22 protein-coding genes and 1 tRNA gene are annotated in these 22,104 nt (G+C 61.6%); 3 read left to right on the top strand and 20 right to left on the bottom strand.

Annotated features, from left to right (window positions below; translation table 11 throughout):
- Positions 1–55: 55 nt before the first annotated feature.
- The 3 genes from HMPREF3162_RS09260 to HMPREF3162_RS09270 form a co-directional block, all read right to left on the bottom strand.
- Positions 56–1,681 carry an inorganic phosphate transporter gene (locus tag HMPREF3162_RS09260; RefSeq protein ID WP_218079179.1) on the bottom strand — a complete coding sequence of 542 codons (1,626 nt, stop codon included), beginning with the start codon at positions 1,679–1,681 and terminating at the stop codon, positions 56–58.
- A gap of 143 nt (positions 1,682–1,824) precedes the next feature.
- Positions 1,825–1,897 (bottom strand) — tRNA-Arg (locus HMPREF3162_RS09265).
- A 129-nt stretch (positions 1,898–2,026) separates the two neighbouring features.
- Positions 2,027–3,217 carry an acetyl-CoA C-acetyltransferase gene (locus HMPREF3162_RS09270; RefSeq protein WP_070573808.1) on the bottom strand — a complete coding sequence of 397 codons (1,191 nt, stop codon included), beginning with the start codon at positions 3,215–3,217 and terminating at the stop codon, positions 2,027–2,029.
- Between the two features lie 220 nt (positions 3,218–3,437).
- Here HMPREF3162_RS09270 and HMPREF3162_RS09275 point away from each other — a divergent pair, with 220 nt between their 5' ends.
- Entirely contained in the window at positions 3,438–4,856 is a 1,419-nt protein-coding gene (locus tag HMPREF3162_RS09275) for a coiled-coil domain-containing protein (RefSeq protein ID WP_070777663.1), read from the top strand.
- Between the two features lie 86 nt (positions 4,857–4,942).
- Here HMPREF3162_RS09275 and HMPREF3162_RS09280 read toward each other — a convergent pair whose 3' ends face one another.
- Positions 4,943–5,251, bottom strand: a complete 309-nt coding sequence (locus HMPREF3162_RS09280) for a hypothetical protein (protein WP_226829147.1) — start codon at positions 5,249–5,251, stop codon at positions 4,943–4,945.
- A gap of 22 nt (positions 5,252–5,273) precedes the next feature.
- Here HMPREF3162_RS09280 and nucS point away from each other — a divergent pair, with 22 nt between their 5' ends.
- Together nucS and HMPREF3162_RS09290 are read left to right on the top strand one after the other, a co-directional pair.
- A complete protein-coding gene (gene nucS / locus HMPREF3162_RS09285) occupies positions 5,274–5,969 on the top strand; it encodes an endonuclease NucS (RefSeq protein WP_070777664.1) in 696 nt (231 codons plus the stop codon).
- A 135-nt stretch (positions 5,970–6,104) separates the two neighbouring features.
- Positions 6,105–7,085: a pirin family protein gene (locus HMPREF3162_RS09290; protein WP_070573815.1), complete on the top strand. Its 981-nt coding sequence runs from the start codon at positions 6,105–6,107 to the stop codon at positions 7,083–7,085.
- A gap of 10 nt (positions 7,086–7,095) precedes the next feature.
- Here the strand turns inward: HMPREF3162_RS09290 and murA are convergent, their stop codons facing one another.
- From murA to rho, 16 genes are all read right to left on the bottom strand, one after another.
- Complete coding sequence (murA, locus tag HMPREF3162_RS09295; protein WP_070573818.1) at positions 7,096–8,379, bottom strand: UDP-N-acetylglucosamine 1-carboxyvinyltransferase; 1,284 nt, start codon at positions 8,377–8,379, stop codon at positions 7,096–7,098.
- Positions 8,379–8,846, bottom strand: a complete 468-nt coding sequence (locus tag HMPREF3162_RS09300) for a DUF2550 domain-containing protein (protein ID WP_070573820.1) — start codon at positions 8,844–8,846, stop codon at positions 8,379–8,381. Before HMPREF3162_RS09300 ends, murA begins: the two co-directional genes overlap by 1 nt.
- A 34-nt stretch (positions 8,847–8,880) precedes the next feature.
- A complete protein-coding gene (locus HMPREF3162_RS09305) occupies positions 8,881–9,138 on the bottom strand; it encodes a F0F1 ATP synthase subunit epsilon (protein WP_070573822.1) in 258 nt (85 codons plus the stop codon).
- A 3-nt stretch (positions 9,139–9,141) separates the two neighbouring features.
- Positions 9,142–10,596 carry a F0F1 ATP synthase subunit beta gene (gene atpD / locus HMPREF3162_RS09310; RefSeq protein ID WP_061942531.1) on the bottom strand — a complete coding sequence of 485 codons (1,455 nt, stop codon included), beginning with the start codon at positions 10,594–10,596 and terminating at the stop codon, positions 9,142–9,144.
- A 39-nt stretch (positions 10,597–10,635) separates the two neighbouring features.
- On the bottom strand, positions 10,636–11,556 hold the full coding sequence (locus tag HMPREF3162_RS09315) for a F0F1 ATP synthase subunit gamma (RefSeq protein WP_070777665.1): 921 nt from the start codon (positions 11,554–11,556) through the stop codon (positions 10,636–10,638).
- Positions 11,557–11,581: 25 nt separating this feature from the next.
- Positions 11,582–13,213 carry a F0F1 ATP synthase subunit alpha gene (gene atpA / locus HMPREF3162_RS09320; RefSeq protein ID WP_070573826.1) on the bottom strand — a complete coding sequence of 544 codons (1,632 nt, stop codon included), beginning with the start codon at positions 13,211–13,213 and terminating at the stop codon, positions 11,582–11,584.
- A gap of 42 nt (positions 13,214–13,255) precedes the next feature.
- Positions 13,256–14,056 (bottom strand): F0F1 ATP synthase subunit delta, encoded by an 801-nt coding sequence (locus HMPREF3162_RS09325; protein WP_070777666.1) that lies wholly within the window; start codon positions 14,054–14,056, stop codon positions 13,256–13,258.
- Positions 14,056–14,610, bottom strand: coding sequence for a F0F1 ATP synthase subunit B (locus HMPREF3162_RS09330; protein ID WP_083304103.1), 555 nt, complete (start codon positions 14,608–14,610; stop codon positions 14,056–14,058). Before HMPREF3162_RS09330 ends, HMPREF3162_RS09325 begins: the two co-directional genes overlap by 1 nt.
- Before the next feature lie 20 nt (positions 14,611–14,630).
- On the bottom strand, positions 14,631–14,861 hold the full coding sequence (atpE, locus tag HMPREF3162_RS09335) for an ATP synthase F0 subunit C (RefSeq protein WP_062021720.1): 231 nt from the start codon (positions 14,859–14,861) through the stop codon (positions 14,631–14,633).
- An 85-nt stretch (positions 14,862–14,946) separates the two neighbouring features.
- Positions 14,947–15,735: a F0F1 ATP synthase subunit A gene (atpB, locus tag HMPREF3162_RS09340; RefSeq protein ID WP_070573832.1), complete on the bottom strand. Its 789-nt coding sequence runs from the start codon at positions 15,733–15,735 to the stop codon at positions 14,947–14,949.
- 193 nt (positions 15,736–15,928) lie between these two features.
- The gene (locus HMPREF3162_RS09345) at positions 15,929–16,369 is read right to left on the bottom strand and encodes a Cg1360 family ATP-synthase-associated protein (protein ID WP_070573834.1); all 441 of its coding nucleotides are present in this window, start codon (positions 16,367–16,369) and stop codon (positions 15,929–15,931) included.
- Positions 16,366–17,478, bottom strand: coding sequence for an MraY family glycosyltransferase (locus HMPREF3162_RS09350; RefSeq protein ID WP_070573836.1), 1,113 nt, complete (start codon positions 17,476–17,478; stop codon positions 16,366–16,368). The genes HMPREF3162_RS09345 and HMPREF3162_RS09350 overlap by 4 nt, the downstream gene beginning before the upstream one ends.
- Positions 17,478–18,239: an L-threonylcarbamoyladenylate synthase gene (locus tag HMPREF3162_RS09355; protein ID WP_070573838.1), complete on the bottom strand. Its 762-nt coding sequence runs from the start codon at positions 18,237–18,239 to the stop codon at positions 17,478–17,480. Before HMPREF3162_RS09355 ends, HMPREF3162_RS09350 begins: the two co-directional genes overlap by 1 nt.
- The gene (gene prmC, locus HMPREF3162_RS09360) at positions 18,223–19,134 is read right to left on the bottom strand and encodes a peptide chain release factor N(5)-glutamine methyltransferase (RefSeq protein ID WP_083318974.1); all 912 of its coding nucleotides are present in this window, start codon (positions 19,132–19,134) and stop codon (positions 18,223–18,225) included. Before prmC ends, HMPREF3162_RS09355 begins: the two co-directional genes overlap by 17 nt.
- Positions 19,135–20,214 (bottom strand): peptide chain release factor 1, encoded by a 1,080-nt coding sequence (prfA, locus tag HMPREF3162_RS09365; protein ID WP_070573840.1) that lies wholly within the window; start codon positions 20,212–20,214, stop codon positions 19,135–19,137. It lies immediately after the preceding gene.
- Complete coding sequence (gene rho, locus HMPREF3162_RS09370; RefSeq protein WP_371089272.1) at positions 20,214–22,013, bottom strand: transcription termination factor Rho; 1,800 nt, start codon at positions 22,011–22,013, stop codon at positions 20,214–20,216. Before rho ends, prfA begins: the two co-directional genes overlap by 1 nt.
- Positions 22,014–22,104 lie beyond the last annotated feature (91 nt).

Raw genomic sequence — 22,104 nt, forward strand, 5'->3', positions numbered from 1 at the left:
GGGCGGTCAGGCGACCGCCCCGCTCACATCTGCCCCATCGACCTTGGAGCAGCTGTCAGCCGCCGAACACGGCGCGAAGACCCAAGACTCCGATCGCACCAATCACCGCGGCCGCCGGCACCGTGATGACCCACGCCAGCGCAATCGGCTTCATGAGGTTCCAGTTGGCGGCCTTGTTCACGATGCCGACACCGAGAACAGCGCCGATCAGGATGTGCGTCGACGACACCGGCAGACCGAGAACCGAGGCCAACATAACGACACCGGCGGCCGAAAGCTCCGCGGCGAAGCCGGACGCCGGGTGCATCTCAGTCAGACCCGAGCCCACTGTCTGGATGACGAACCGGCCGATGAACCACAGACCGGCGATCAGGGCGACACCGGCAGTGAGCATAACTGCCGGGTGGACCCCCGCCTCGTCATTGATCTGATTGGTCTTGAGCACGTCGAGAATCGCCGCGAACGGTCCGACGGCGTTGGCGATGTCGTTCGAGCCGTGGCTGAAGGCGAACGCGGCGGCCGTGAAAACCTGCATCCAGCTGAACAGCAGGAACGTTGAGCGCGACAGGTCGCGCTTCTTCAGCGAGCGCGCGAAGATGAAGACGGCCATCCACACGGTTGCCGCGATCATGCCGAGGATGAGGAAGTTGCCGACCGAGCTCAGTTCGAAGTTGAGGTTCTTCAGCCCCTTGAACAGCATCATCGAGCCGATGACCACGGCACCGAAGGCTGCCAGCAGAGGCACCCATGTTTCCAATGCGCGGTGCGCGTTGATTTCCTTCGCCCGGGTTTCCACGCGGTGCAGGTCACGGTAGTACTCCGATTCGAACTCTTCCGGATCGTAGTCGTCGCGCTGGTAGACCGAGGCGTCGCGCGCCATGGCATTCGTGTACGAGATCTGCTGCAGTTCGTCGAGACGTTCGAACGCCTGCTTGTGCTGAGTGCGCAGTTCAGCGCGTTCACGCTTGAGCTCGCGCAGCTTCACATCCATTTCCTCGTTGTAGACGAGGATGTGCTTTTTGATCTGCCCGAACAGCACCCAGGCCACGATTCCGCCAAGCAGCGGCGAGAGCACCCAGGACATGACGATCTTGCCGATTTCGCCCCACTGCACCATTTCGAAACCGCCGGTGCCCGTGGTGAAGCCCAGGGTCAAGGCTGCACCGACGATGCCGCCGACGATCGAGTGGCTTGTCGATACGGGCCAGCCCATGCGGGTTGCCACCAACAGCCAGATGGCAGCACCCAGCAGCGCCGACATCATGATGAACACGAAGTCCATGGGCTCAAGGTCAATCGCATTGAGGTCGACGATGCCCGACCGCACGGTCTCAGTCACTTCCCCACCGGCCAGCACAGCACCGCTGACTTCGAAGATGGCGGCGATGACAAGCGCCTGCTTCATCGACAGGGTGCCGGCGCCGACGCTCGTTCCGAAGGAGTTGGCGACGTCGTTGCCGCCGATGTTGAAGGCCATGAACAGTCCGAAGAGGACCGTCAGCACCAAAACCACCTTGTTCGCTCCGACATCGACGTAGCCGAATGACCACACCATGAACACGACGAGCGCGATCGTCATGAGGCCGCCGAAGGAAATATGCCACCAGCGGTCCGGTCCTAAGAAGCCGTGGCCGCCGGGTTTCACCGAGATGTTCTGCTGGGGTTTCATCGTCTGCGACATACAAAGCCTTTCCGTAGTGGCAACATCGTGGCGCAGACGGTTGACACACAGAACAAAGCTGTGTGAATTCTGTGTGACGATTGTGCGGCATGCAAAAGGCCCGGAGTCTCTGATGCTTGTTCAGAGACTCCGGGCCCAAGAAGCGCCCCCAGCAGGACTCGAACCTGCAACCTACGGATTAGAAGGCCGTTGCTCTATCCATTGAGCTATGGAGGCTTCAGCTCGTCATTCTAGCGCCCGCCGAGACGGTGAGAACGGCGGCCTGCATGCACCCGCACCCGTACAGACAGCTGGGCTCGGCATCGGAACTCCCCGAGGCCGAACCCAGCAGTCACTAGGACGGGATCAGGCCTGCGGCACCTGGATGATGAGGGCGTCACCCTGACCACCGCCGCCGCAGAGGGCGGCAACACCTTGGCCTCCGCCTCGACGCTTCAGTTCCAGGGCGAGGTGGAGGACAATGCGCGCTCCCGAGGCACCGATCGGGTGCCCCAGGGACACGGCACCGCCGTTGACGTTCACACGCTCAGCGTCAATGCCGAGGTCCTTCATCGACGCCAACGACACTGCAGCGAAGGCCTCGTTGATCTCGTACAGATCAAAGGAGTCCGCCGCCACGCCTTCGCGCTCGGCGGCAGCCTTGATGGCCTGCGAGGGCTGGTGCTGCAGAGTCGAGTCCGGGCCGGCCGTCCACGCGTGGGACTTGATTTCTGCGAGGATCGGCAGGCCCTGTTCGAGTGCCTTGTCCTTGTTCATGACGACGACGGCCGCAGCACCGTCGGAAATCTGCGAAGCGTTGCCGGCGGTGATGGTGCCGTCCTTGCGGAACGCCGGACGCAGACCGGCCATGGATTCAGCGGTCGTGTCCGCGCGCACACCCTCGTCGCTGTCGACGACGACTTCGCCCTTGCGGGTCTTGATCGTGACCGGGACGACCTCGTCGGCGAACTTGCCGTCAGCCCAGGCCTTCGCAGCACGCTGGTGCGACTGAGCAGCGAAAGCGTCCTGCTCTTCACGCGAGAAGTGCACACCGTCTTCGTCGTTCATCGATTCGGTCAGACCGCCCATAGCCTTATCAGTGAAGGCATCCCACAGACCGTCGTAGTCCATGTGGTCGCGCATCTGGATGGTGCCGTACTTGAAGCCGGCACGCGAGTTCTCCAGCAGGTGCGGAGCATTCGTCATCGATTCCTGACCGCCGGCGACGACCACATCGTATTCACCGGAGCGAACCAACATCGCGGCGTGAGTGATGGTGTTGATGCCCGACAGACACAGCTTGTTGAGGGTGACAGCCGGAACGCTCATGGGAATGCCTGCCTTGGCTGCGGCCTGACGGCCAGCGCCCTGACCGACGCCGGCCTGCAGGACTTGGCCCATGAGGACGTATTCAACGGCGTCGGGAGCAACTCCGGCCTTGTCGAGTGCACCCTTGATAGCGTGCGCACCAAGATCGACTGCGGAAAGACTTGCCAGACCACCGGACATTTTGCCCAGCGGCGTGCGGGCACCGGCAACGATGACGGCTTCTGCCATGAGAACTCCTTTGCTGAGGTTTCAGTGAGTCACGCCTCACTTTGGCAACAATCCTAGAGCACCGCACAGTGACCCACGACACTGCGGGCATCGGAAACTCCCTCTTTGAGGAAATGTGAAGCTGACTACGTAGAATTGTCCTAGGCGTTCAACACCGACGCGAACCGAACAACCGCAGCGCCGGACGCGCCGAGCAATTGGATTAAGGAGAATCGGAACCGTGACACAGCCGGAAGAATTCCGCACAGCTATGCGGGGGTACGAAAAAAACGAAGTCGATTCGCGTTTGAGCCAGCTCAAGCAGGAAATCGAATCCCTCCGCAAGGCTCTCTCCGATGCCCGCAGCCAAGTCATCGCGGCCGACCGCGCCAAGTTGCAGATCGCAGGAGAGCTCTCCGAAGTCAAACAGCAGCTCAAAAAGGCAGCCGATGACAGCGAAGCACAGGCCGGCCCCCCCGGCAGCCGCATCGACCAGCTGATCAAAATCGCAGAATCCCAGGCTCGCGAAACCCTCGCCCAGGCGACTGCGGACGCGGAGACAATTCGCAACAAGGCCCGGGCTGACGCTGCATCGTCCCGTGCTCGAATGCACACCGAAAGCAACGACACCCTCAGCAGCGCCCGCGCAGAAGCAGAAGCCACCGCCAAAGCAGCCGACCTGCGCGCCAAAGAAACCATTGAGTCCGCAGAAAAGCGCGCTGCCGAACTCAAGCAGACCGCAGAGCGCGAAGCACAGCAGATCCGCGACGACTCCGCTGCCGAAAAGTCCGATTCTCACGAGGCACTCAAACGCGAACTAAGCGAAAAGCGGGCCACAGCAGAGAAAGAAGCGGCAGATACAATCGCCGCGGCTAAGAAGGAAGCGGACACGCTCCTGGAAAAGGCGAAGGTCGAAGCGCAGGCTCTTCGAACAGAAGCAGAAAAACTGTCGACCGAAACTAAGAAAGCCGCCGATGCTCAGACTGCGAGCCTGGCCAAAATCCGCGCCGACCACGAAAAGGCAGAAAACGAGCGCTTCACCAAGGCCCAAGAAGAAAATCAGAAGCTGCAGAAAGCAGCCGCTGATCGCGCCGCAAAGGCCGATGCCGACGCCAAGGAAGCTGCCGAACGCGCTGAGAAGACCCGCCGAGAAGCCCTCGAAAAGGCCGACAAGATCATTGCCGACGGCAAAGCGCGAGCACAGGAGATCATCGACGAGGCGCGCGACACCGCCGAAGCGACACTGGAAGAATCAGCGGCCGAAGCCAAGCGGTCGGTATCCTCGGCGCAGTCGCAAGTTGACCTGCTGACCAAACAGCGCCGCACCATCACCGCCCAGCTGGAACAGCTGCGCTCTATGTTCAGCGCACCGGGGCTGTTCGACGACGTTGACCTCGAGGACGACCGATCCGACCAGATCAAAGCAGCTTCCTTCCCCACCGAAAAGATCGGGTCTAAGGAAGAACTCGAAAAGCTCAAGAAAGCCGAAGGACCGGCACAGACGACCGGCCAGGCAGCCGCCCCCGGCAAGAACAGCAAGCCCTCCATCCGGCCGACTTCGAAACAGCCTGCCGAAAACAAGAGCCCCGCAGCGGCGTCTGGCAATAAGCAGACGGGCCAGGCAGCCGGTCCGGCCAATGGCAAGAACGCAAACAAGTGATCTGAGCAAACAGCCGAAACCGGCGCCGCAGGTGCGGCGCCGGTTTTCTGTGTCTGTTCAGCTGCGCTGATCCGACAGCGGCTGCCTCAGCGCCGACTGCGGGCATTGAAACACGAAGTGTGCCAGTGGCGCCGCTCACCCACGCCGGTCCCCCATCCGAACTCATCGTCTGAGCGCCATGCGACTGTATGCGGTGTCGACGCCGGTAGGTCCTGATTGCAGCCGGGGCAGATGTACACCTTGCCCGAAGTGCCGCTGCGAATCTGCTGCACAACCCACGTGCCGTCCGGTTCTGTGATCGACCGGCGCACAGAGTTCATCGACGACAGCGGTCGATGCGGCTGCTGCCACTTATTGCGGCGGCGGTTCGACGGGGAGCGTGGCATAGAAGTCATTGTGTCACGTAGAGTGTGCGACGTGCGTTTGGTGATTGCTCAGTGCAGTGTTGACTACGTCGGTCGTCTGACCGCCCACCTGCCCATGGCCACCCGGCTTATCATGCTCAAGGCCGACGGTTCGGTACTCGTTCACTCCGACGGCGGTTCCTACAAACCGCTTAACTGGATGACCGCTCCGGCTCAGCTTAGAGTCGATGATCCCTCCGACGATCAGGCCGCGGCCGGCATTCGAGAAGTCTGGACCGTCAGCGCTGAAAAGACCGAGGATCGGCTCATCATCTCGATTGCCGAAGTTCTCCAGGACACAACACACGAGTTCGGCGTCGACCCCGGCCTCATCAAGGACGGTGTTGAGGCGCACCTGCAAGAGCTTCTGGCCGACCAGATCGACACACTCGGCGAGGGCTACACAACCGTTCGCCGGGAGTACATGACGGCCATCGGTCCGGTCGATATCCTCGCCCGCAGCGCAGAAGGAACCTCGGTTGCGGTGGAAATCAAAAGACGAGGCGGAATCGACGGGGTCGAACAGCTCACCAGGTACCTTGAGCTGCTCAACCGGGACCCCCTGCTTGCTCCCGTCACCGGGATCTTCGCCGCCCAGGAAATCAAGCCGCAGGCCCGAACACTCGCGGAAGACCGGGGAATCCGGTGCGTCATCCTGGACTACGACGCCATGCGCGGAGTCGATGACTCTGAGTCCCGCCTTTTCTGACCACCACATGCCGGCGACGCCAAACTGACGACGGCTTTGATCCCCGAATGTTAGGGTCAACGCGGTGGGCGCGGAAGGTGCCTGTCGAAGTCTGTCGACCCGAGCTGATGACCCTCGCAAGGAGCGAGACGACCAATGAGCAATCTGGAAAAACGGCCCCGTGTCCACGTATGCACAGCAGCGGATGTCGCTGAGCTGACCGTGGTCGAACCGCGTGACATTCGCAGTGTGGACACTCACGGCATCCCCCTGCGTCGGGCGCTGCCCCACGCCGAGCTCGGGATGATCGGCCCGTGGTGCTATCTTGACCACTTCGGCCCACAGGGCATTGACGATGAAACCGGCAGACTCTCAGTGCCCACGCACCCCCACGCGGGCATCGCTTCGATTCCCATGCTCTTCAGCGGCAGCCTCACACAGACCGACTCGACTGGGTCCACTGTCACGGTTGAGCCCGGTCAAGCGTCTCTGTTCATTTCCGGCCGAGGGGCTTCGCACTCCGAGTTCACGACGGAAGACACAAAGATTCTCCACGGTGTAGAACTGTGGTATGCGCTGCCGGACAAACACCGTTTCGCTCCGGCGTCGGCCCAGCTTCATCAGGCTGAGTGCTTCTACGCCGGTGACTGCAAAGTGACTGTCTATCTGGGCTCACTCGGCGAGGTGCGCTCCCCCATCGACCCTGTGGTCAGTGTTGTCGCAGCGCAGCTGGACATCTACGGCAACACGCAGATCACGCTCAGCGAACATTTTGAGCACGGTCTGCTCGTTGACTCAGGCGAAGCCCACCTGGGGCTCGAAGACGGCACCACGACTGTCATCGAAGCTGAACAGCTGGCTTTTCTACCTCGCGGCAACACCACGGTCACACTGTCAGCGGATATCCCGACGCGACTGGTGCTCATTGGCGGTCGGCCATTCGACGAAGAAGTCGTCATGTGGTGGAATTTTGCGGGCCGTTCTTACGAAGAGATCGAGCAGTGGTACGCCCAGTACAAGAGCGAAGTCGACGGCGACGAGCAGCAGCAAGCCGACGAGCAGATCTCTGTGTTCGGCCCGCTGCCGCACAATCCGGCTGACACACTTGCTCTGCCGACCCTGCCGGAAGCCGAGTGAGCTTAGGCTCTCAGCTGAAGTCGAGAACCTCGGGAACAGCAGCGCGCTCAACGTCAGCCCCCAGGGCGCGCAGCTTCTCAGCGAAGTGCTCGTATCCGCGATCAATGTGATCGACACCGGCGACTTCGGTCGTGCCGCTGGCAGCTAGACCGGCGAGAACCAAACCCGCGCCTGCGCGAATATCGGAGGCTTCCACCTCGGCACCCGTCAGGTCCGCTTGGCCGGTGATAAGCGCATGATTGCCGTCAATCGCGATGTTCGCACCGAGGCGGGCAAGTTCATGCACAAACCGCCAGCGAGCCTCGAACAGGTTCTCGGTCACAACGCCAACACCGTCGGCGACCGCGTTCAGGGCAATGGCAAACGGCTGCAGATCAGTGGGGAAACCGGGGAACGGAAGAGTAGAGATGTTCACCGAACGCGGCCGCTCAGGTCCAATAACACGCAGACCGCGCTCAGTGTCAGAAATCGTGGCGCCGGCTGCATCGAGCTTGTCAAGAACGTTCGGGAAGAGATCACGCGTCACTCCCACGACTTCAACATCGCCGGCCGTGATCGCCGCAGCGTAGGCCCACGTGCCGCCCACAATCCGGTCCGGTACACAGCTGTACTCAACCGGATGCAGCTTGTCTACGCCGTCAATTACAAGACGAGCGGTCCCGATGCCGTCAATGTGCGCGCCCATGCGCACCAGCATGGCGCAGATGTCGATGATCTCCGGTTCCTTAGCCGCGTTGTCAATGACGGTGCGCCCATCTGCCAGAACCGCGGCCATCACCAGATTCTCTGTCGCGCCGACGGAAGGAAACGCCAAGGCGATCTCAGCGCCGTGAAGACCAGCCGGTGCCTCTGCAACGAAATAGCCGTGGTCCAGATGAACATCGGCACCCAGAGAGCGAAGGCCGGCAGCGTGCAGGTCAAGGCCGCGCGAACCGATCGCGTCCCCACCGGGGAGGGCAACCTTTGCACTGTGCATACGCCCGATGAGGGGGCCCAGAACCGAAATGGAGGCGCGCATAGCGCGCACGAGCTGATAGTCGGCCTGAATGTCTGTGCGCTCAGGCACGTCGATCGATACGATGCCGGCCGGCGCATCGTATTCAACAGAACAACCCAGCCGCTCCAGCAGACGGGCCATGATAGACACGTCGAGAATCGCCGGCACGTTCGTGATGACCGAACGACCGGGCGCAAGAAGGGCGGCGGCCATGAGTTTGAGGACGCTGTTCTTAGCACCTCGAACTTCTACTGAGCCTTCGAGCCGAACAGGGCCGCGTACGCGCAGAACTTCCATCAGTTGAACCTTCCGACGGCTATGTTGTCGCCGGGAGGAGACGATTCGATCCAGGCGGACAGAGCAGACAGCGAATCCGCATCGAGTGCGAGCCTGCAGATCTGCGGATCCGGATTGCCAGTGGTGATCGCCAGTGTAGCGATGTAGGCGTCCGACATAACGGCGAAGCGCTCATCGCCTTCCGGTTTCGTCCGCTCCGCGATTTCCATAGTCGAACGCGGCAGACGCACTGCCGGGCGGGACGAAAAGCCAAAGATCGGATACCAGTCAAGAGTGCGGACGCTGAAAACCGCAACGCCCAAACGCCAACGTGGGCGGTGACCAGAGCCACCGCCCACGCAGTATGAGCAGTCAAAGGCGCCCTTGAGGCGACCGATGGCGCGGCGGCGAAAAGAGACTGCTGCAACTGCAATAACAGCCAATCCCACCAACGAGAGCAGAATAATCAGCAGGACGGATGCGTTCACAGTAACAGTCTAAATTCGCGGGCGTCGAAAGCGGTCAGACCAGTTTTGCCGTGTCGGCAACGATGTGCACACGGTCGTTTTCGACCGAAATGAACCCACCGGCCGCGTGTGCGGTAACCAGCTGATCTTCAGAGTCAATGATCCTCACGTCGCCGCCGGCGATCACGGCAAGCACCGGTTCGTGACCGGTGAGGATGCCGATTTCGCCTTCAACGGACTTAGCGACAACGCGCTTGGCCTCGCCGGACCACACTTCGCGGTCAGCGGCGACGACGGTGACGTCGAGTGCCATGGATCAGTTCTCCTTCTGGAGCTGCTCGTAGTTGCGCAGCACATCGTCGATCGGGCCGACGTTGAAGAAGGCCTGTTCGGGGATGTGGTCGAAGTCGCCGTCGCAGATTCCCTTGAAGCCTTCGATCGTGTCCTTGATTGGAACCGTCGAGCCTTCAACACCGGTGAACTGCAGAGCGGTGTAGGTGTTCTGCGACAGGAACTGTTCGATGCGACGAGCGCGGTGAACCGTGAGCTTGTCTTCTTCGGACAGTTCGTCAACACCGAGGATGGCGATGATGTCCTGCAGTTCCTTGTTCTTCTGCAGAATCTGCTTGACGCGCACAGCGGTGTCGTAGTGATCCTGACCAACGTAGAGCGGGTCGAGGATTCGCGACGACGAGGTCAGCGGGTCAACAGCCGGGTACAGACCGCGCGAAGCGATGTCACGCGAGAGCTCCGTGGTGGCGTCCAGGTGGGCGAACGTCGTAGCCGGAGCTGGGTCGGTGTAGTCATCTGCGGGCACGTAGATGGCCTGCATCGACGTAATCGAGTGACCGCGGGTCGAAGTAATGCGCTCCTGGAGCACACCCATCTCATCGGCCAAGGTCGGCTGGTAGCCCACTGCGGAAGGCATACGGCCCAGCAGAGTCGAAACTTCCGAACCCGCCTGCGTAAAGCGGAAGATGTTGTCGATGAACAGAAGCACGTCCTGCTTCTGGACGTCGCGGAAGTACTCAGCCATTGTCAGACCCGTCAGGGCGATGCGCAGACGCGTGCCCGGCGGTTCGTCCATCTGGCCGAACACCAGGGCGGTGTTGGGCAGAACTCCCGATTCATCCATTTCGTGGATGAGGTCATTGCCTTCACGGGTGCGCTCACCGACGCCGGCGAACACGGACACACCGCCGTGGTCTTGGGCGACACGCGTGATCATTTCCTGAATGAGCACGGTCTTGCCGACGCCTGCACCGCCGAACAGACCAATCTTTCCACCCTGCACGTAGGGGGTGAGGAGGTCGATGACCTTGATGCCGGTTTCGAACATCTGGGTCTTCGATTCGAGCTGGTCGAAGTTGGGGGCCGTGCGGTGGATGGGCCAGCGTTCGGTGATCTCGTAAGGTTCGTCGATCATCGAGTCGTTGAGCACGTCACCGGTGACGTTGAAGACCTTGCCCTTGGTGACGTCACCGACGGGCACCGAAATCGGACCGCCGGTGTCGCGGACTTCCTGGCCGCGCACAAGGCCATCGGTCGGCTGCATTGACACGGCGCGAACGATGCCGTTGCCGAGCTGCAGCTCGACTTCGAACGTCAGTTCGCGGGTGCCCTCAGACAGTTCGACCTCGGTCTTGAGTGCGTTGTAGATTGCGGGAACCGAATCGAGCGGGAACTCAATATCGACAACGGGGCCGATAACTCGAGAGATCCGCCCGACCCCACCCTTGACCTGGGGTGTTTCAGTAACGGTTGCAGTCATGTTCTCTTTCTTTTCTGCTCTCTTAGGGCGTTAGACGCTTCAGTCAGCAGATCCCGCGCCGGCGAGTGCGTCTGCACCGCCGACGATCTCAGAGATCTCCTGGGTGATCTCAGCCTGACGTGCCGAGTTGGCAAGCCGCGTGTACGTCCGGATGAGGTCGTCTGCGTTGTCGGTTGCGGTCTTCATTGCCTGCTGGCGCGCTGCCTGCTCAGATGCTGCCGCATTCAGCAGTGCAGCGAGGATGCGCGACTCGATGTACTTCGGCAGCAGCGCGTCAAGCACGGTGTCTGCGTCAGGTTCGAATTCGTACAGTGGCAGAGGACCGTCGGCGGTCGTCGGCGCCGGATTTTCTTCATCGGCTTCGACAACCTCGAGCGGAAGCAGACGACGGTGTTCGGGCTCCTGGGTAACGGAGTTCACGAACCGTGTGTAGACGAAGTAGATTTCGTCGACACCGTCGTTGCCGAAGTCGCGGTCGAATGCTTCCAGAAGGGCATTGCCGATCTTCTGTGCGTCTTCAACCGAAGGGTTCTCAGAGAATCCCGTCCAGGCGCCGGCCAGCTGACGCTCGCGGAACGTGTAATACGTTTCGGGCTTGCGTCCGACCACGTAGAGCTGCTGTTCGACATCTCTTTCGTCAAGAAGCTGAACGAGCTCTTCTGCTCGCCGGATGACGTTCGATGAGTACGCACCGGCGAAGCCGCGGTCGGGGCCGATGACGACAACAGCCGCGCGGCGCACGTTCTCCGGTTCCGTTGTCAGCACGTGGTCGACATTCGACTGCGTTGCGACGGCAGAAACGGCTCGCGTGATCGCGTTGGCGTAGGGTGTTGCGTCCTTGACCCTGCGGATGGCCTTCTGAATACGGGAAGCCGCGATGAGCTCCATCGCCTTGAAGATCTTCCTCAAGGACGATGTCGAGTTGATCTTCGCTTTGAAGACCCTCTGTGAAGCTCCCATCAGTACTTCCTTTCCCTATACCGGATCAGCGCTGCTTGACGATCTGCTCCTGAACGACTTCTTCTTCGTCAGTTGCGTCGAAGTCTTCAGTGCCGACCGCCGAGCTTCCGTCCGAGGACTGGAACTCGCGCTTGAATTCGGTGATCGCGGTTTCAAGCTCTCCGAGGAGATCCTTGCCGAGCTTGTCGTTCAGGTTGGCGATCGTGGACAGAATCTCGGTCTTGCGCTCGAGGTAGTCGTGGAACTCCCGCTCAAAGCGCAGGACGTCTTCAACCGCAATGTCGTCGAGGTGGCCTTCGGAGCCTGCCCAGATGGAAACGGTCTGCTTTTCCGACGGCATCGGGTCGTACTGGCCCTGCTTCAGCAGTTCCATCAGACGCGCACCTCGGTCGAGCTGACGTTTGGTGGCCGCATCGAGGTCTGAGGCGAACATCGCGAACGCTTCGAGCGAACGGTACTGCGCCAGGGAGATCTTCAGGGTTCCCGAAACACCGCGCAGCGGCTTGCGCTGAGCCGAACCGCCGACGCGCGAAACAGAAACACCGACGTCGACGGCCGGACGCTGGTTGGCGTTGAAGAGGTCCGACTGCAGGAAGATCTGACCGTCGGTAATCGAAATGACGTTCGTCGGAATGAACGCACCGACGTCGTTGGCTTTGGTTTCGATGATCGGCAGACCGGTCATCGAACCGCCGCCTAGTTCGTCGGAGAGCTTGGCGCAGCGTTCAAGGAGGCGCGAGTGCAGGTAGAAGACATCGCCCGGGTAGGCTTCACGGCCCGGCGGACGGCGCAGCAGCAGCGAGATCGCACGGTATGCCTCAGCCTGCTTCGACAGGTCGTCGAAGACGATGAGCACGTGCTTGCCCTGGTACATCCAGTGCTGGCCGATAGCCGAACCGGCGTAGGGTGCCAGGTACTTGAAGCCTGCCGGGTCGGAGGCTGGCGAAGCCACGATCGTGGTGTATTCTAGAGCGCCGTTTTCTTCCAGAGAACGGCGGACCGAAGCGATAGTCGAGCCCTTCTGACCGCATGCCACGTAAATGCAGCGAACCTGCTTGTTCGGGTCACCGGATTCCCAGTTGGCCTTCTGGTTGATGATCGTGTCGATCGCAAGTGCGGTCTTTCCGGTCTTGCGGTCGCCGATGATGAGCTGACGCTGACCACGGCCGACTGGAACCATGGCGTCGATGGCCTTAAGGCCGGTTTCCATGGGCTCCTTGACTTCCTTGCGGTCCATAACGCCGGCGGCCTGGAGTTCGAGTTCGCGGCGTCCTTCGGCTTCGATGTCGCCGAGCCCGTCGATGGGGTTGCCGAGCGGGTCAACAACACGGCCGAGGAACTTGTCGCCGACGGGAACCGAGAGGACCTCGCCCGTGCGGTACACCTTCTGCTCTTCGGCGATGTTGGCAAATTCACCGAGGATGACTACGCCGATCTCGCGTTCATCGAGGTTCTGGGCCAGGCCGAGCGTTCCGTCTTCGAAGCGCAGCAGTTCGTTGGCCATAACTCCGGGCAGCCCGGACACGTTGGCGATGCCGTCGCCAGCGGTCACAACGGTGCCCACTTCCGTTTTGTCAGCCGAGGTCGGCTTGTAGTTCTCTACAAACTTCCCCAGCGCGTCCCGGATCTCCTCCGGGCGAATTGTCAGATCCGCCATCGCGGTTTCCCTGCTTCCTTGGTTTCTGCGGCGCGGCCGCGTTTAGCTTGCGAGCCTGCGCTCGACTTCTGCGAGTCGGTCGGCAATCGTCGAGGTCATCACTTCGTCTCCCACCTGCACGCGCACGCCGCCGACAACGGCGGGGTCGATGCGGATGTTGAGGACGAGCTTGCGGCCGAAGCTGGCCGACAGAGCGGCCTCGAGACGGGATTTCTGCTGTTCGCTCAGCTCCCGTGCGACCGTGACGTCAGCAACTGCGCGCTGCTGGCGGAACGCCAAGACCTCCGAGAAGTTCTCGTAGGCTTCGGCGACTCGGCGGCGGCGCGGGTTGACTGCACCGTGGACGAGCAACATGAGCGTTTCTGCCGAAACGCGATTGCCGACGATCTGCTTCAGCAGCTGTTCCTTGGCTGCCGGCTCTGCGTCAGATTCGAGAGCGCGTTCGAGGTCGTGGTCGGAGAGAACCAGGCGCGTAAAGCGGAACAGCTCTTCTTCAACCTCCCCCAGGCGCTCCTGCGACTGAGCGTGTGCAGCCAGAGACGCCACGCCCGCGGTTTCGACAGCGGTCACGTAGTCCTGAACGCGCGCCCACCGACGGCCAGCGGCGTTGACGAGCAGATCGACAGCGGGAGCCGAGAGCTTGCCTGCGAACAGTGAGTTCAGCAGGTTCCGCTTGGCTTCGATGTCGACTGCCGAGTCCGTCAGAACGCGTCGCAGCTGAACATCCGAAGCGAACACGCCGACAGCTGCCAGAAGATCGGCGGCGAAGCCGGTTCCGGGCGTGACTGCAGACGATGCCTCGTCAACGGTCTGCAGCAGTGAATTTCTGCTCGATGCCAGCATCACGCGTCCTTGCCGGCCGGAGCCTGTGCTTCGAGGTCAGCGATGAAGCGGTCGACAACACCGTTGGAGCGGGCGTCGTCCTGCAGCGATTCGCCGACGATGCGGGATGCGAGGTCTGTGGCCAGCGTGCCGACTTCGCTGCGCAGCGAAATCATTGCTGCCTGGCGCTCAGCTGCGATCTGCGCTTTGGCAGTCGAGATGATGCGCTCGGCTTCCTCGTTGGCCTGCTGCTTCATATCAGCGATGATCTGAGCTCCGTCTTCCTGAGCCTCGGCACGCAGACGGGCTGCCTCTGCGCGGCCCTCGGCGAGCTGCATCCGGTACTCTTCCAGCGCTGCATCGGCCTCAGCCTGTGCCTTTTCGGCCTTTTCGATGCCACCCTGGATAAGCCTGGATCGCTCGTCAAGGACTTCCTTGAACTTCGGAAGGATGAACTTCCAGAAAGCGAGCAGGATGATGACGAAGCAGACCATCGACCACACAATGTCGTAGACAGCCGGAATCATGGGGTTCTGGTCAGAAGCCCCAGCGGCGATAAAAGTAGTCGGGGTCAAGAGTCAGTCCTTATTCCAGATCAGACGAAGATGAAGTGGGCTGCAATGCCGAGGAAGGCCAGGAGCTCGACGAATGCAATACCCAGGAACATGGTGGTTCGCAGCTGGCCGGAGACCTCAGGCTGGCGAGCCATGCCCTCGACGGTCTTGCCGACGAGGATGCCGATACCGATACCGGGGCCGATAGCGGACAGACCGTAGCCGACCGTTGAGATGTTGCCCGAGACTTCAGCGAGAATGGTGGTATCCATGGGATGTTTTTCCTTCCAGTATCTTGGCCGACTCGCTTAAGCCGACCGTGGTCCCGTGTGTTACAGGAGTTTGTGGGATTGTGCCTCAGTGGTCCTGAGAGATGCTCAGCTGGATGTACACAGCGGTCAGCAGTGCGAAGACGTACGCCTGCAGCACGGCGACCAGGATTTCGAAGAGAGTGAACGCGAAGCCGCCGATCAGCGTCAGTCCGCCGAGCGCAAAGAGACCGCCCCCGACTTCGAAAAAGAAGAATTGGGTGGCAGCGAAACACAGCACCAGCAGCAGGTGACCGACGATCATGTTGAAAGTCAGACGCAGTGTGAGCGAAACCGGGCGGGCGATGAAGGTCGAGACGAACTCAATCGGCGTCACGATGATGTACATGAGCGGCGGGACACCAGCCGGGAACAGCTGGCTCTTGAGATATGCGCCACCGCCCTGGGCCTTGATTCCCGCACCGATCATGACGAAGTAGGAAACGAGGGCCAACACCAGGGGCATGCCGATGTTGGAGTTGGGCGAAATGTTCAGGAACGGGATGATGCCCGTGATGTTCATGCAGAACACAGTCAGGAAGATGACGGCGATCAGCGGGAAGAAGCGGTCGCCATCCTTCTTGCCGAGGATGTCGTGGGCGATGCCCTTGCGGCAGAAATCAAGCGCCATTTCCGCGATCGACTGTGCACGGGTGGGAACCAGGCGTCCGCCGCGCAACATCAGCCAGAATGCAAGCACCATGAGGAGGGCAACTGCAATCCGAATGATCATGATTCGGTTGAGTTCGAAAGGGGTCCCAGCGAAGAGCACAGCGCTTGGGAAGAACTCTTCGAGCCCTGGTGCGTGGAAGCCTCCTCCCTCTGCGACGAGGGACATCGGTGAAGTCAGAGCTGACGCGTTAAACAGGGCGAACTCCCAAAGCTCAGGGCACACGCGTGCGGTGGCCATATGCGGATGGTCGATGTGTTTGCAGGGCTACGATTGACGGCCCCGGAAGAACACACACGATTCCCAGTGGAATCATCGCGGTTTCACTGAATCCTACCAAGCACGACTACTCTTTCAAAACTCAGTCCCGTTTCCCAGCAGTCGGATCAACAGTGGGAATCCGCGCGTTCTGAACAGCCCAGGTTTCGATTGCCAACGACGCGACGGCTCCCGCGACGAGCGTGATGAACAGGACCATCGGATGGTAGAAGTCCCGTCCCGACAGAACCGCAACCACCGCGAACATGAGTGCGATCTTGACGAGAAAACCGCCCATTGCGGCACCGGCTGTCACAGCCGGCCCCGAGTCTGCGGTGAAGAGCATGATGATCGCGGTTATGCCGAAGAACACAAACGCGACAGCCGCACCGATGAGCGCACTGTAGACACCGCTCACGCCCACGACCAGTCCCCCGATCACCGCGCCGATCAGCCCGATGGCGATACCGGCGATCGCACTGAGCAGGAGAATGCGCCGCATGAGCTGGCTGATGATTGCCGCGCTGGTGGACTGCTGGCTCATCTGGTTATTTCCCTTCGATACCGACGGCGGGCGATCACAGGGTAGAAGGTGACCGCGAGTGTTATGAGGAGGCTGATGCCCATGACGATGATGACGATGTCTGTTGGAAACAGCAGGAAGCCGATCGCACCGAAGGCGAAGTTCGCCGTCCACAAGTACATGATGAGCACTGCGCGTGCGTGTGAATGACCCAGGCGCAGCATGCGGTGATGAAGGTGCTTGGCATCCGCGCTGAACGGCGATTTGCCCGCAGCCATGCGCCGAACGACAGCCAAGAAAAGGTCGATCAGCGGCAGGGCCATGACGGCCAGGGGCAGAATGATCGGCATGTAGGCGGCGAACACGCGTTCGTTTGACAGCAGCGCGGGGTCGACCTGACCGGTGACTCGAATCGTCGAAGCCGCGAGCAGAAGGCCGATGAGCATTGATCCCGAATCGCCCATGAAGATGCGTGAGGGATTGAAATTGTGGGGCAGGAAGCCTATGCAACCTCCCACCAGCAGGGCGACGATCAGCGAGGCCAGATTCGCGTAGCTGGCGGGGCTGGTGTCCACCGCGAGCTGATAGCTGTAGATGAAGAACGCCACGCCGCCGATTGTGACGACGCCGCTGGCCAGGCCGTCGAGCCCGTCGACGAAGTTGACGGCGTTGATTGTCACCAGAACGACGAACACCGTGAGGATGACCGACATGCGGGGCGACCCCACGATGATGTCAACCCACGGGATCGACAGCATAGCCACGCCGTTGAGTGCCATGAAGCCGGCAGCCAGCGCCTGCCCGGCAAGCTTCGCCGCCCAGTTGATGTCCCAGATGTCGTCGATGACCCCGATGAGCACCAGCAGCCCGCCTGCCCCGGCTACGCCGATGATCGGGGCGGGGTTGTCGAACAGGTGCCGCAGAAACGGCGTTTGGGAAGCAAACAGCAGTCCCACGAGAACACCCGTGTAGATGGCCACTCCGCCGAGCCTGGGGGTGGGAACCGAATGGACGTCGCGATCGCGCAGCGGCGAGAAGATGAGCCCGCGTTCGGCGACGCGACGGACCATGGGCGTCACAAGATAGGACACGATAGCCGATATGACGACAATGAACAGGTAGACGCGCATCAGCCGTCCCTATCGGCCTTTCCGGAAGTCGGCTTTTCCACCGCGGCTGGCTCATCTTCGAAAGACTGTGCTTCTGCGGCAGTCGGCGCATTGGCCTCAGAGCCAGCCGGCTCCTGACCGACGTCGAGCAGGTTCGGCACGTGTTCGGCCAGGGCGGAGTACGGGATAGGACCGGAGCGCACAACCCGCGGCGGCTGCGCCGTCATGTCGATGATGGTCGACGCCCCCTGCCCCTCGGCAGGACCTGAATCGAGGTACAGTTCAATGTTCTGCCCCAGCATCGCCTCGGCGTCTTCAACGGTCTGCGCTGCCGGCTGTCCGTGTTCGTTGGCGGAGGAAACAGCCAGAGGACCCGTGCGGCGCAGCACGTCGAGAGCGGGCTCGTGATCGGGCATGCGCACAGCGACGGTCCCGTGAGTGTCGCCGAGGTCCCAGTCGAGCATGGGCTGGGCTCGACAGATGATGGTCAGCGCACCGGGCCAGAACTCTGCCGTGAGCGCCATTGTCACCGCATCGACACCCTCGGCAATGCCCATGAGAGTTTCCGGGCGGGCTATGAGCACAGGCGGCGGCATGGTTCGATCGCGGCCCTTGGCGTCGAGCAGCCGTTCAACCGCTTCGGGAGAGAATGCGTCGGCTGCTACACCGTAGACGGTGTCAGTGGGCAGAACGATGAGCTTGCCGTCTTCGATGACCCGTGCGGCTTCGGCTATCACGAGGTCGTGGACCTCTGAGCTGCGAAGGTCATAGTGCCGCGACATGGGTCTCCTCGTGTGGTTTGAAGCCGGTTGTGAAACGTTCCCTGCCAGTGTAGTCGCGGTGGACCTCGACCTGTTCAAAGCCTGCGTCTGCAAAGGCGACCCGCATCTGCTGGACTTGGTACTCTGCGTGTTCGACTGCCAGCGCCCCGCCGCCGACCACGATTTCCGCTGCATGGGCTATGAGTGCACGGGGAAAGTCCATACCGTCCTCTCCCCCGCCGTACAGGGCGATTTCGGGGTCAGCATCGACTTCGGGAAGATTGGGCTGGCGGGCACGGTCAACGTACGGCGGGTTGGACACGACCAGGTCCACTGGACTTTCGGGAATGAACTGCAGTGCGTCTGCCTGGATGACTGCGCACTGCGAACCGCAGCGGCTGAGCAACGGCACGTGGTTTTCGATGTTTGCCTTTGCCCACCGAGTGGCTGAGGGACTCAGCTCGACACCCGTTGCCGAAGTGGCGCCGACCTCACTGGCCACGGACAGTGCCAGGACCGAGGTGCCGGTGCACAGATCAAGAACCCGCCGACTGCCGCGGGGACGGCTGCGCAGAAAGTCAATGCCCCACTGGGCAAGAAGCTCAGTTTCAGGGCGGGGAATGAAGACTCCAGGGCCCACCGCAAGCTCGAGATGCCGGAAAGCCGCCCTGCCGGTGATGTGCTGAACCGGAACCCGCTCGGCACGCCGGGCAAGGCCCTCTTCAAGGCGCTGTGCAACATCGTCGGGCACAGCGGGATCCGAAAGGAGCGTCAGAGAGAGGCTCTTAACGTCGAGCCCCCAAGCCCACGCCAGCAGGAGGCGCGCCTCCGCATCGGCGGTTTCGATTTCCGCTTGGCGCAGCCGTGCGCAAGCGGCGGACAGCGCCTGCCGAGCGCGGATCGGCTCAGCAGACAATCAGCCGATCCCTTCGAGCCGTTCAGCCCGCTCAGCAGCACGCAGCGATTCGACGACCTCATCCAGTCTGCCGTCAAGCACCTGGTCGAGGTTGTAGGCCTTATACCCGGTCCGGTGATCGACAATCCGGTTTTCCGGGAAGTTGTAGGTGCGGATGCGCTCTGAACGGTCGACCGAGCGCACCTGCAGGCGGCGCGCGCTCTGGGCTTCTGCCGCAGCTTCTTCGGCCTGCTTTGCAAGCAGGCGTGCACGCAGAATCCGCATGGCGGCCTCACGGTTCTGCAGCTGCGATTTTTCGTTCTGACAGCTGGCGACGATCCCCGTGGGCAGGTGGGTGATGCGCACAGCGGAGTCCGTTGTGTTGACAGACTGGCCGCCGGGGCCAGAAGAACGGTAGACGTCGATCCGCAGATCATTGTCGTCAATGCGGATTTCATCGGGCTCATCGACTTCCGGGAAGACCATCACGCCCGCCGCGGATGTGTGGATGCGGCCCTGCGATTCCGTCACGGGAACCCGCTGTACGCGGTGAACACCGCCTTCGAACTTCATCCAGCCGTACACTCCGCCTTCGCGCGACTTGACAGCCAGAGTGATGTCTTTCCAACCACCCAAAGCGGTTTCAGTGGAATCGAGAACCTCCACGCTCCACCCGCGGTTGGACGCCCAGTGGCGATACATGTTGACGAGGTCCGCGGCGAACAGGGCCGATTCGTCCCCGCCCTCGCCGGCTTTGACCTCCAGCAGGGCGTCGCGAACATCGTCGGGGTCTTTGGGAACCAGCAGTTCCCGCAGCCGCTCTTCGAGGTCGGCGATCACGCCGTCCAGACGATGCGCCTCGTCAGCAAAAGAACTGTCCTCTTCGGCAAGCTCAGCGGCAGCTTCACGGTCGCTGCGCGCAGTGTCGATTGCATCGACACAGGTCTTGACCTGACCGAGCTCCGAGTACCGCCTGGTCAGCTTCCGCGTCCGCCCGGCATCGGCGAGCACGTCCGGGTCGGCCAGTTCTGCCTCGATCCGGTCGTGCTCGTCAATGAGAGAGCGAACGCTGGCTTCCAGCTGCGAAGAGTCAAGCGCCATCAGTCGTCAGAGGCGGCTTTCGGCAGCGGAGTGGTCTTCTGCACCTGCATGAGGAACTCGGCGTTGTTCTGCGTTTCCTTGAGCTTCGACAGCAGAAGCTCAAGTGCCTGCTGCTGTTCAAGGCCTGCGAGCACACGGCGCAGACGCCACATGATCTTGCGCTCTTCTGCGCCCATGAGGTTCTCTTCGCGGCGCGTGCCGGAGCCGTTGACGTCAACGGCCGGGAAGATGCGCTTGTCTGCAAGGCTGCGCGACAGGCGAAGCTCCATGTTGCCGGTGCCCTTGAACTCTTCGAAGATGACTTCGTCCATCTTCGAACCGGTCTCAACGAGAGCAGTTGCCAAGATGGTGAGCGAACCGCCGCCTTCGATGTTTCGCGCAGCGCCGAAGAAGCGCTTGGGCGGGTAGAGGGCGTTCGCGTCGACACCACCGGAGAGGATGCGGCCGGACGCCGGCTGGGCCAGATTGTAGGCCCTGCCCAGGCGGGTGATGTTGTCCAACAGGACCACGACGTCTTGGCCCATTTCGACCAGCCGCTTAGCGCGCTCGATGGCGAGTTCCGCAATTGCCGTGTGGTCATCGGCCGGACGGTCGAATGTCGAGGCGATAACTTCGCCGTCGACGGCGCGCGTCATGTCCGTGACCTCTTCGGGGCGTTCGTCAACCAGGACGACCATGAGGTGAACATCGGGGTCGTTCGCTTTCACCGCGTTGGCGATCTGCTGCATGATCGTGGTCTTGCCTGCCTTGGGCGGGGCGACGATCAGACCGCGCTGGCCCTTGCCGATGGGGGCGACAAGATCGATGATCCGCTGTGTGACGTTGGACGAAGTCGTCTCCATCCGCAGGCGCTCCTGCGGGTAGAGCGGGGTGAGCTTCGAGAAGTTCACACGGCGCTTGGCATCTTCGACTGACAGGCCGTTGACAGAGTCCAAGCGAACGAGGGCGTCGAACTTTTCGCGGCGGTTGTTGCGTTCGCCTTCGCGCTGCTGGCGAATGGCGCCGACAACGGCGTCGCCTTTGCGAAGCCCGTTGCGCTTGACCATGTTGTTCGACACGTAGACGTCGTTCTGACCCGGCAGGTAACTGGACGTGCGCAGGAAAGCGTAGTTGTCGTGCACGTCGAGGATGCCGCTGACGGGGATGAGGACATCGTCCGGACGCAGGTCATCGTCACCTCGACGGCGCTTGCGGTCGCGGCCGCGCCCACGGCGACCGCGGTCGTTGTTGTCATCCCGACCCGAATCGTCGTGGCGGCTGCCGCGGTTGTCATTGTTGCCGCGGTTGTCACCGCCGTCATCGCCGTTGTTTTTGCGGCCTCGGCCGTTCTTGTTCTTCTTCTGGCCGTGTTTGTCGTCGCGGTCGTTCTTGTCGGCACGACCGTTTTTGTCGTCGTGGGCGCTATCATCGCGCTCATTGTTGTCGCGGTTCTTCTCGCCGCGTTTGCCATTACCGGACTTAGCAGCGTCCTCGGAGTTGTTATCTCCGCGCTTTCCACCGCGGCCGCGACGGCGTGAACGACCGCCGCCTTCACCGTTGTCCTCAGCGTCTGCGCCGCTTTCGGGCTTCGCCTCGGCACTCTGGCTGGCGCTGTCGTCGTCCTTCTGGCCAGCGCTTTCGCCGTCCGTCTTTTCGTCAGCGGTTTCGGTCTTCTCCGCGGGAGCGTCCGAGCGCTCCTTCTTGTCTGCGCCGGCATCAGAACCGGAAGGGGCGGCCCCGCCCTGAGCCTTAAGAATTGCGTCAATCAGATCACTCTTGCGAAGGCGGCGGTAGCCTTTGATGCCCAATCCTGCGGCCATTTCCTGCAGCTGCGGCAGGCGAAGGGCGGACAGGCTTCCGGAGTGGTTGAAGTCAGTGTTTTCTGACACGAAGGTTCCTTCTCCCTCGTTC

Source organism: Brevibacterium sp. HMSC07C04 (genome assembly GCF_001815905.1).
Lineage (GTDB): Bacteria > Actinomycetota > Actinomycetes > Actinomycetales > Brevibacteriaceae > Brevibacterium.

Coding starts and splice junctions, on each gene's coding strand:
- HMPREF3162_RS09260 (WP_218079179.1), bottom strand. CDS start 1,681: ATGTCGCAGACGATGAAACCCCAGCAGAACATCTCGGTGAAACCCGGC.
- HMPREF3162_RS09270 (WP_070573808.1), bottom strand. CDS start 3,217: ATGGCAGAAGCCGTCATCGTTGCCGGTGCCCGCACGCCGCTGGGCAAA.
- HMPREF3162_RS09280 (WP_226829147.1), bottom strand. CDS start 5,251: ATGACTTCTATGCCACGCTCCCCGTCGAACCGCCGCCGCAATAAGTGG.
- HMPREF3162_RS09290 (WP_070573815.1), top strand. CDS start 6,105: ATGAGCAATCTGGAAAAACGGCCCCGTGTCCACGTATGCACAGCAGCG.
- murA (WP_070573818.1), bottom strand. CDS start 8,379: ATGGAAGTTCTGCGCGTACGCGGCCCTGTTCGGCTCGAAGGCTCAGTA.
- HMPREF3162_RS09305 (WP_070573822.1), bottom strand. CDS start 9,138: ATGGCACTCGACGTCACCGTCGTCGCCGCTGACCGCGAAGTGTGGTCC.
- atpD (WP_061942531.1), bottom strand. CDS start 10,596: ATGACTGCAACCGTTACTGAAACACCCCAGGTCAAGGGTGGGGTCGGG.
- HMPREF3162_RS09315 (WP_070777665.1), bottom strand. CDS start 11,556: ATGGGAGCTTCACAGAGGGTCTTCAAAGCGAAGATCAACTCGACATCG.
- atpA (WP_070573826.1), bottom strand. CDS start 13,213: ATGGCGGATCTGACAATTCGCCCGGAGGAGATCCGGGACGCGCTGGGG.
- HMPREF3162_RS09325 (WP_070777666.1), bottom strand. CDS start 14,056: ATGCTGGCATCGAGCAGAAATTCACTGCTGCAGACCGTTGACGAGGCA.
- atpE (WP_062021720.1), bottom strand. CDS start 14,861: ATGGATACCACCATTCTCGCTGAAGTCTCGGGCAACATCTCAACGGTC.
- atpB (WP_070573832.1), bottom strand. CDS start 15,735: ATGTCCCTCGTCGCAGAGGGAGGAGGCTTCCACGCACCAGGGCTCGAA.
- HMPREF3162_RS09345 (WP_070573834.1), bottom strand. CDS start 16,369: ATGAGCCAGCAGTCCACCAGCGCGGCAATCATCAGCCAGCTCATGCGG.
- HMPREF3162_RS09350 (WP_070573836.1), bottom strand. CDS start 17,478: ATGCGCGTCTACCTGTTCATTGTCGTCATATCGGCTATCGTGTCCTAT.
- HMPREF3162_RS09355 (WP_070573838.1), bottom strand. CDS start 18,239: ATGTCGCGGCACTATGACCTTCGCAGCTCAGAGGTCCACGACCTCGTG.
- prfA (WP_070573840.1), bottom strand. CDS start 20,214: ATGGCGCTTGACTCTTCGCAGCTGGAAGCCAGCGTTCGCTCTCTCATT.
- rho (WP_371089272.1), bottom strand. CDS start 22,013: ATGGCCGCAGGATTGGGCATCAAAGGCTACCGCCGCCTTCGCAAGAGT.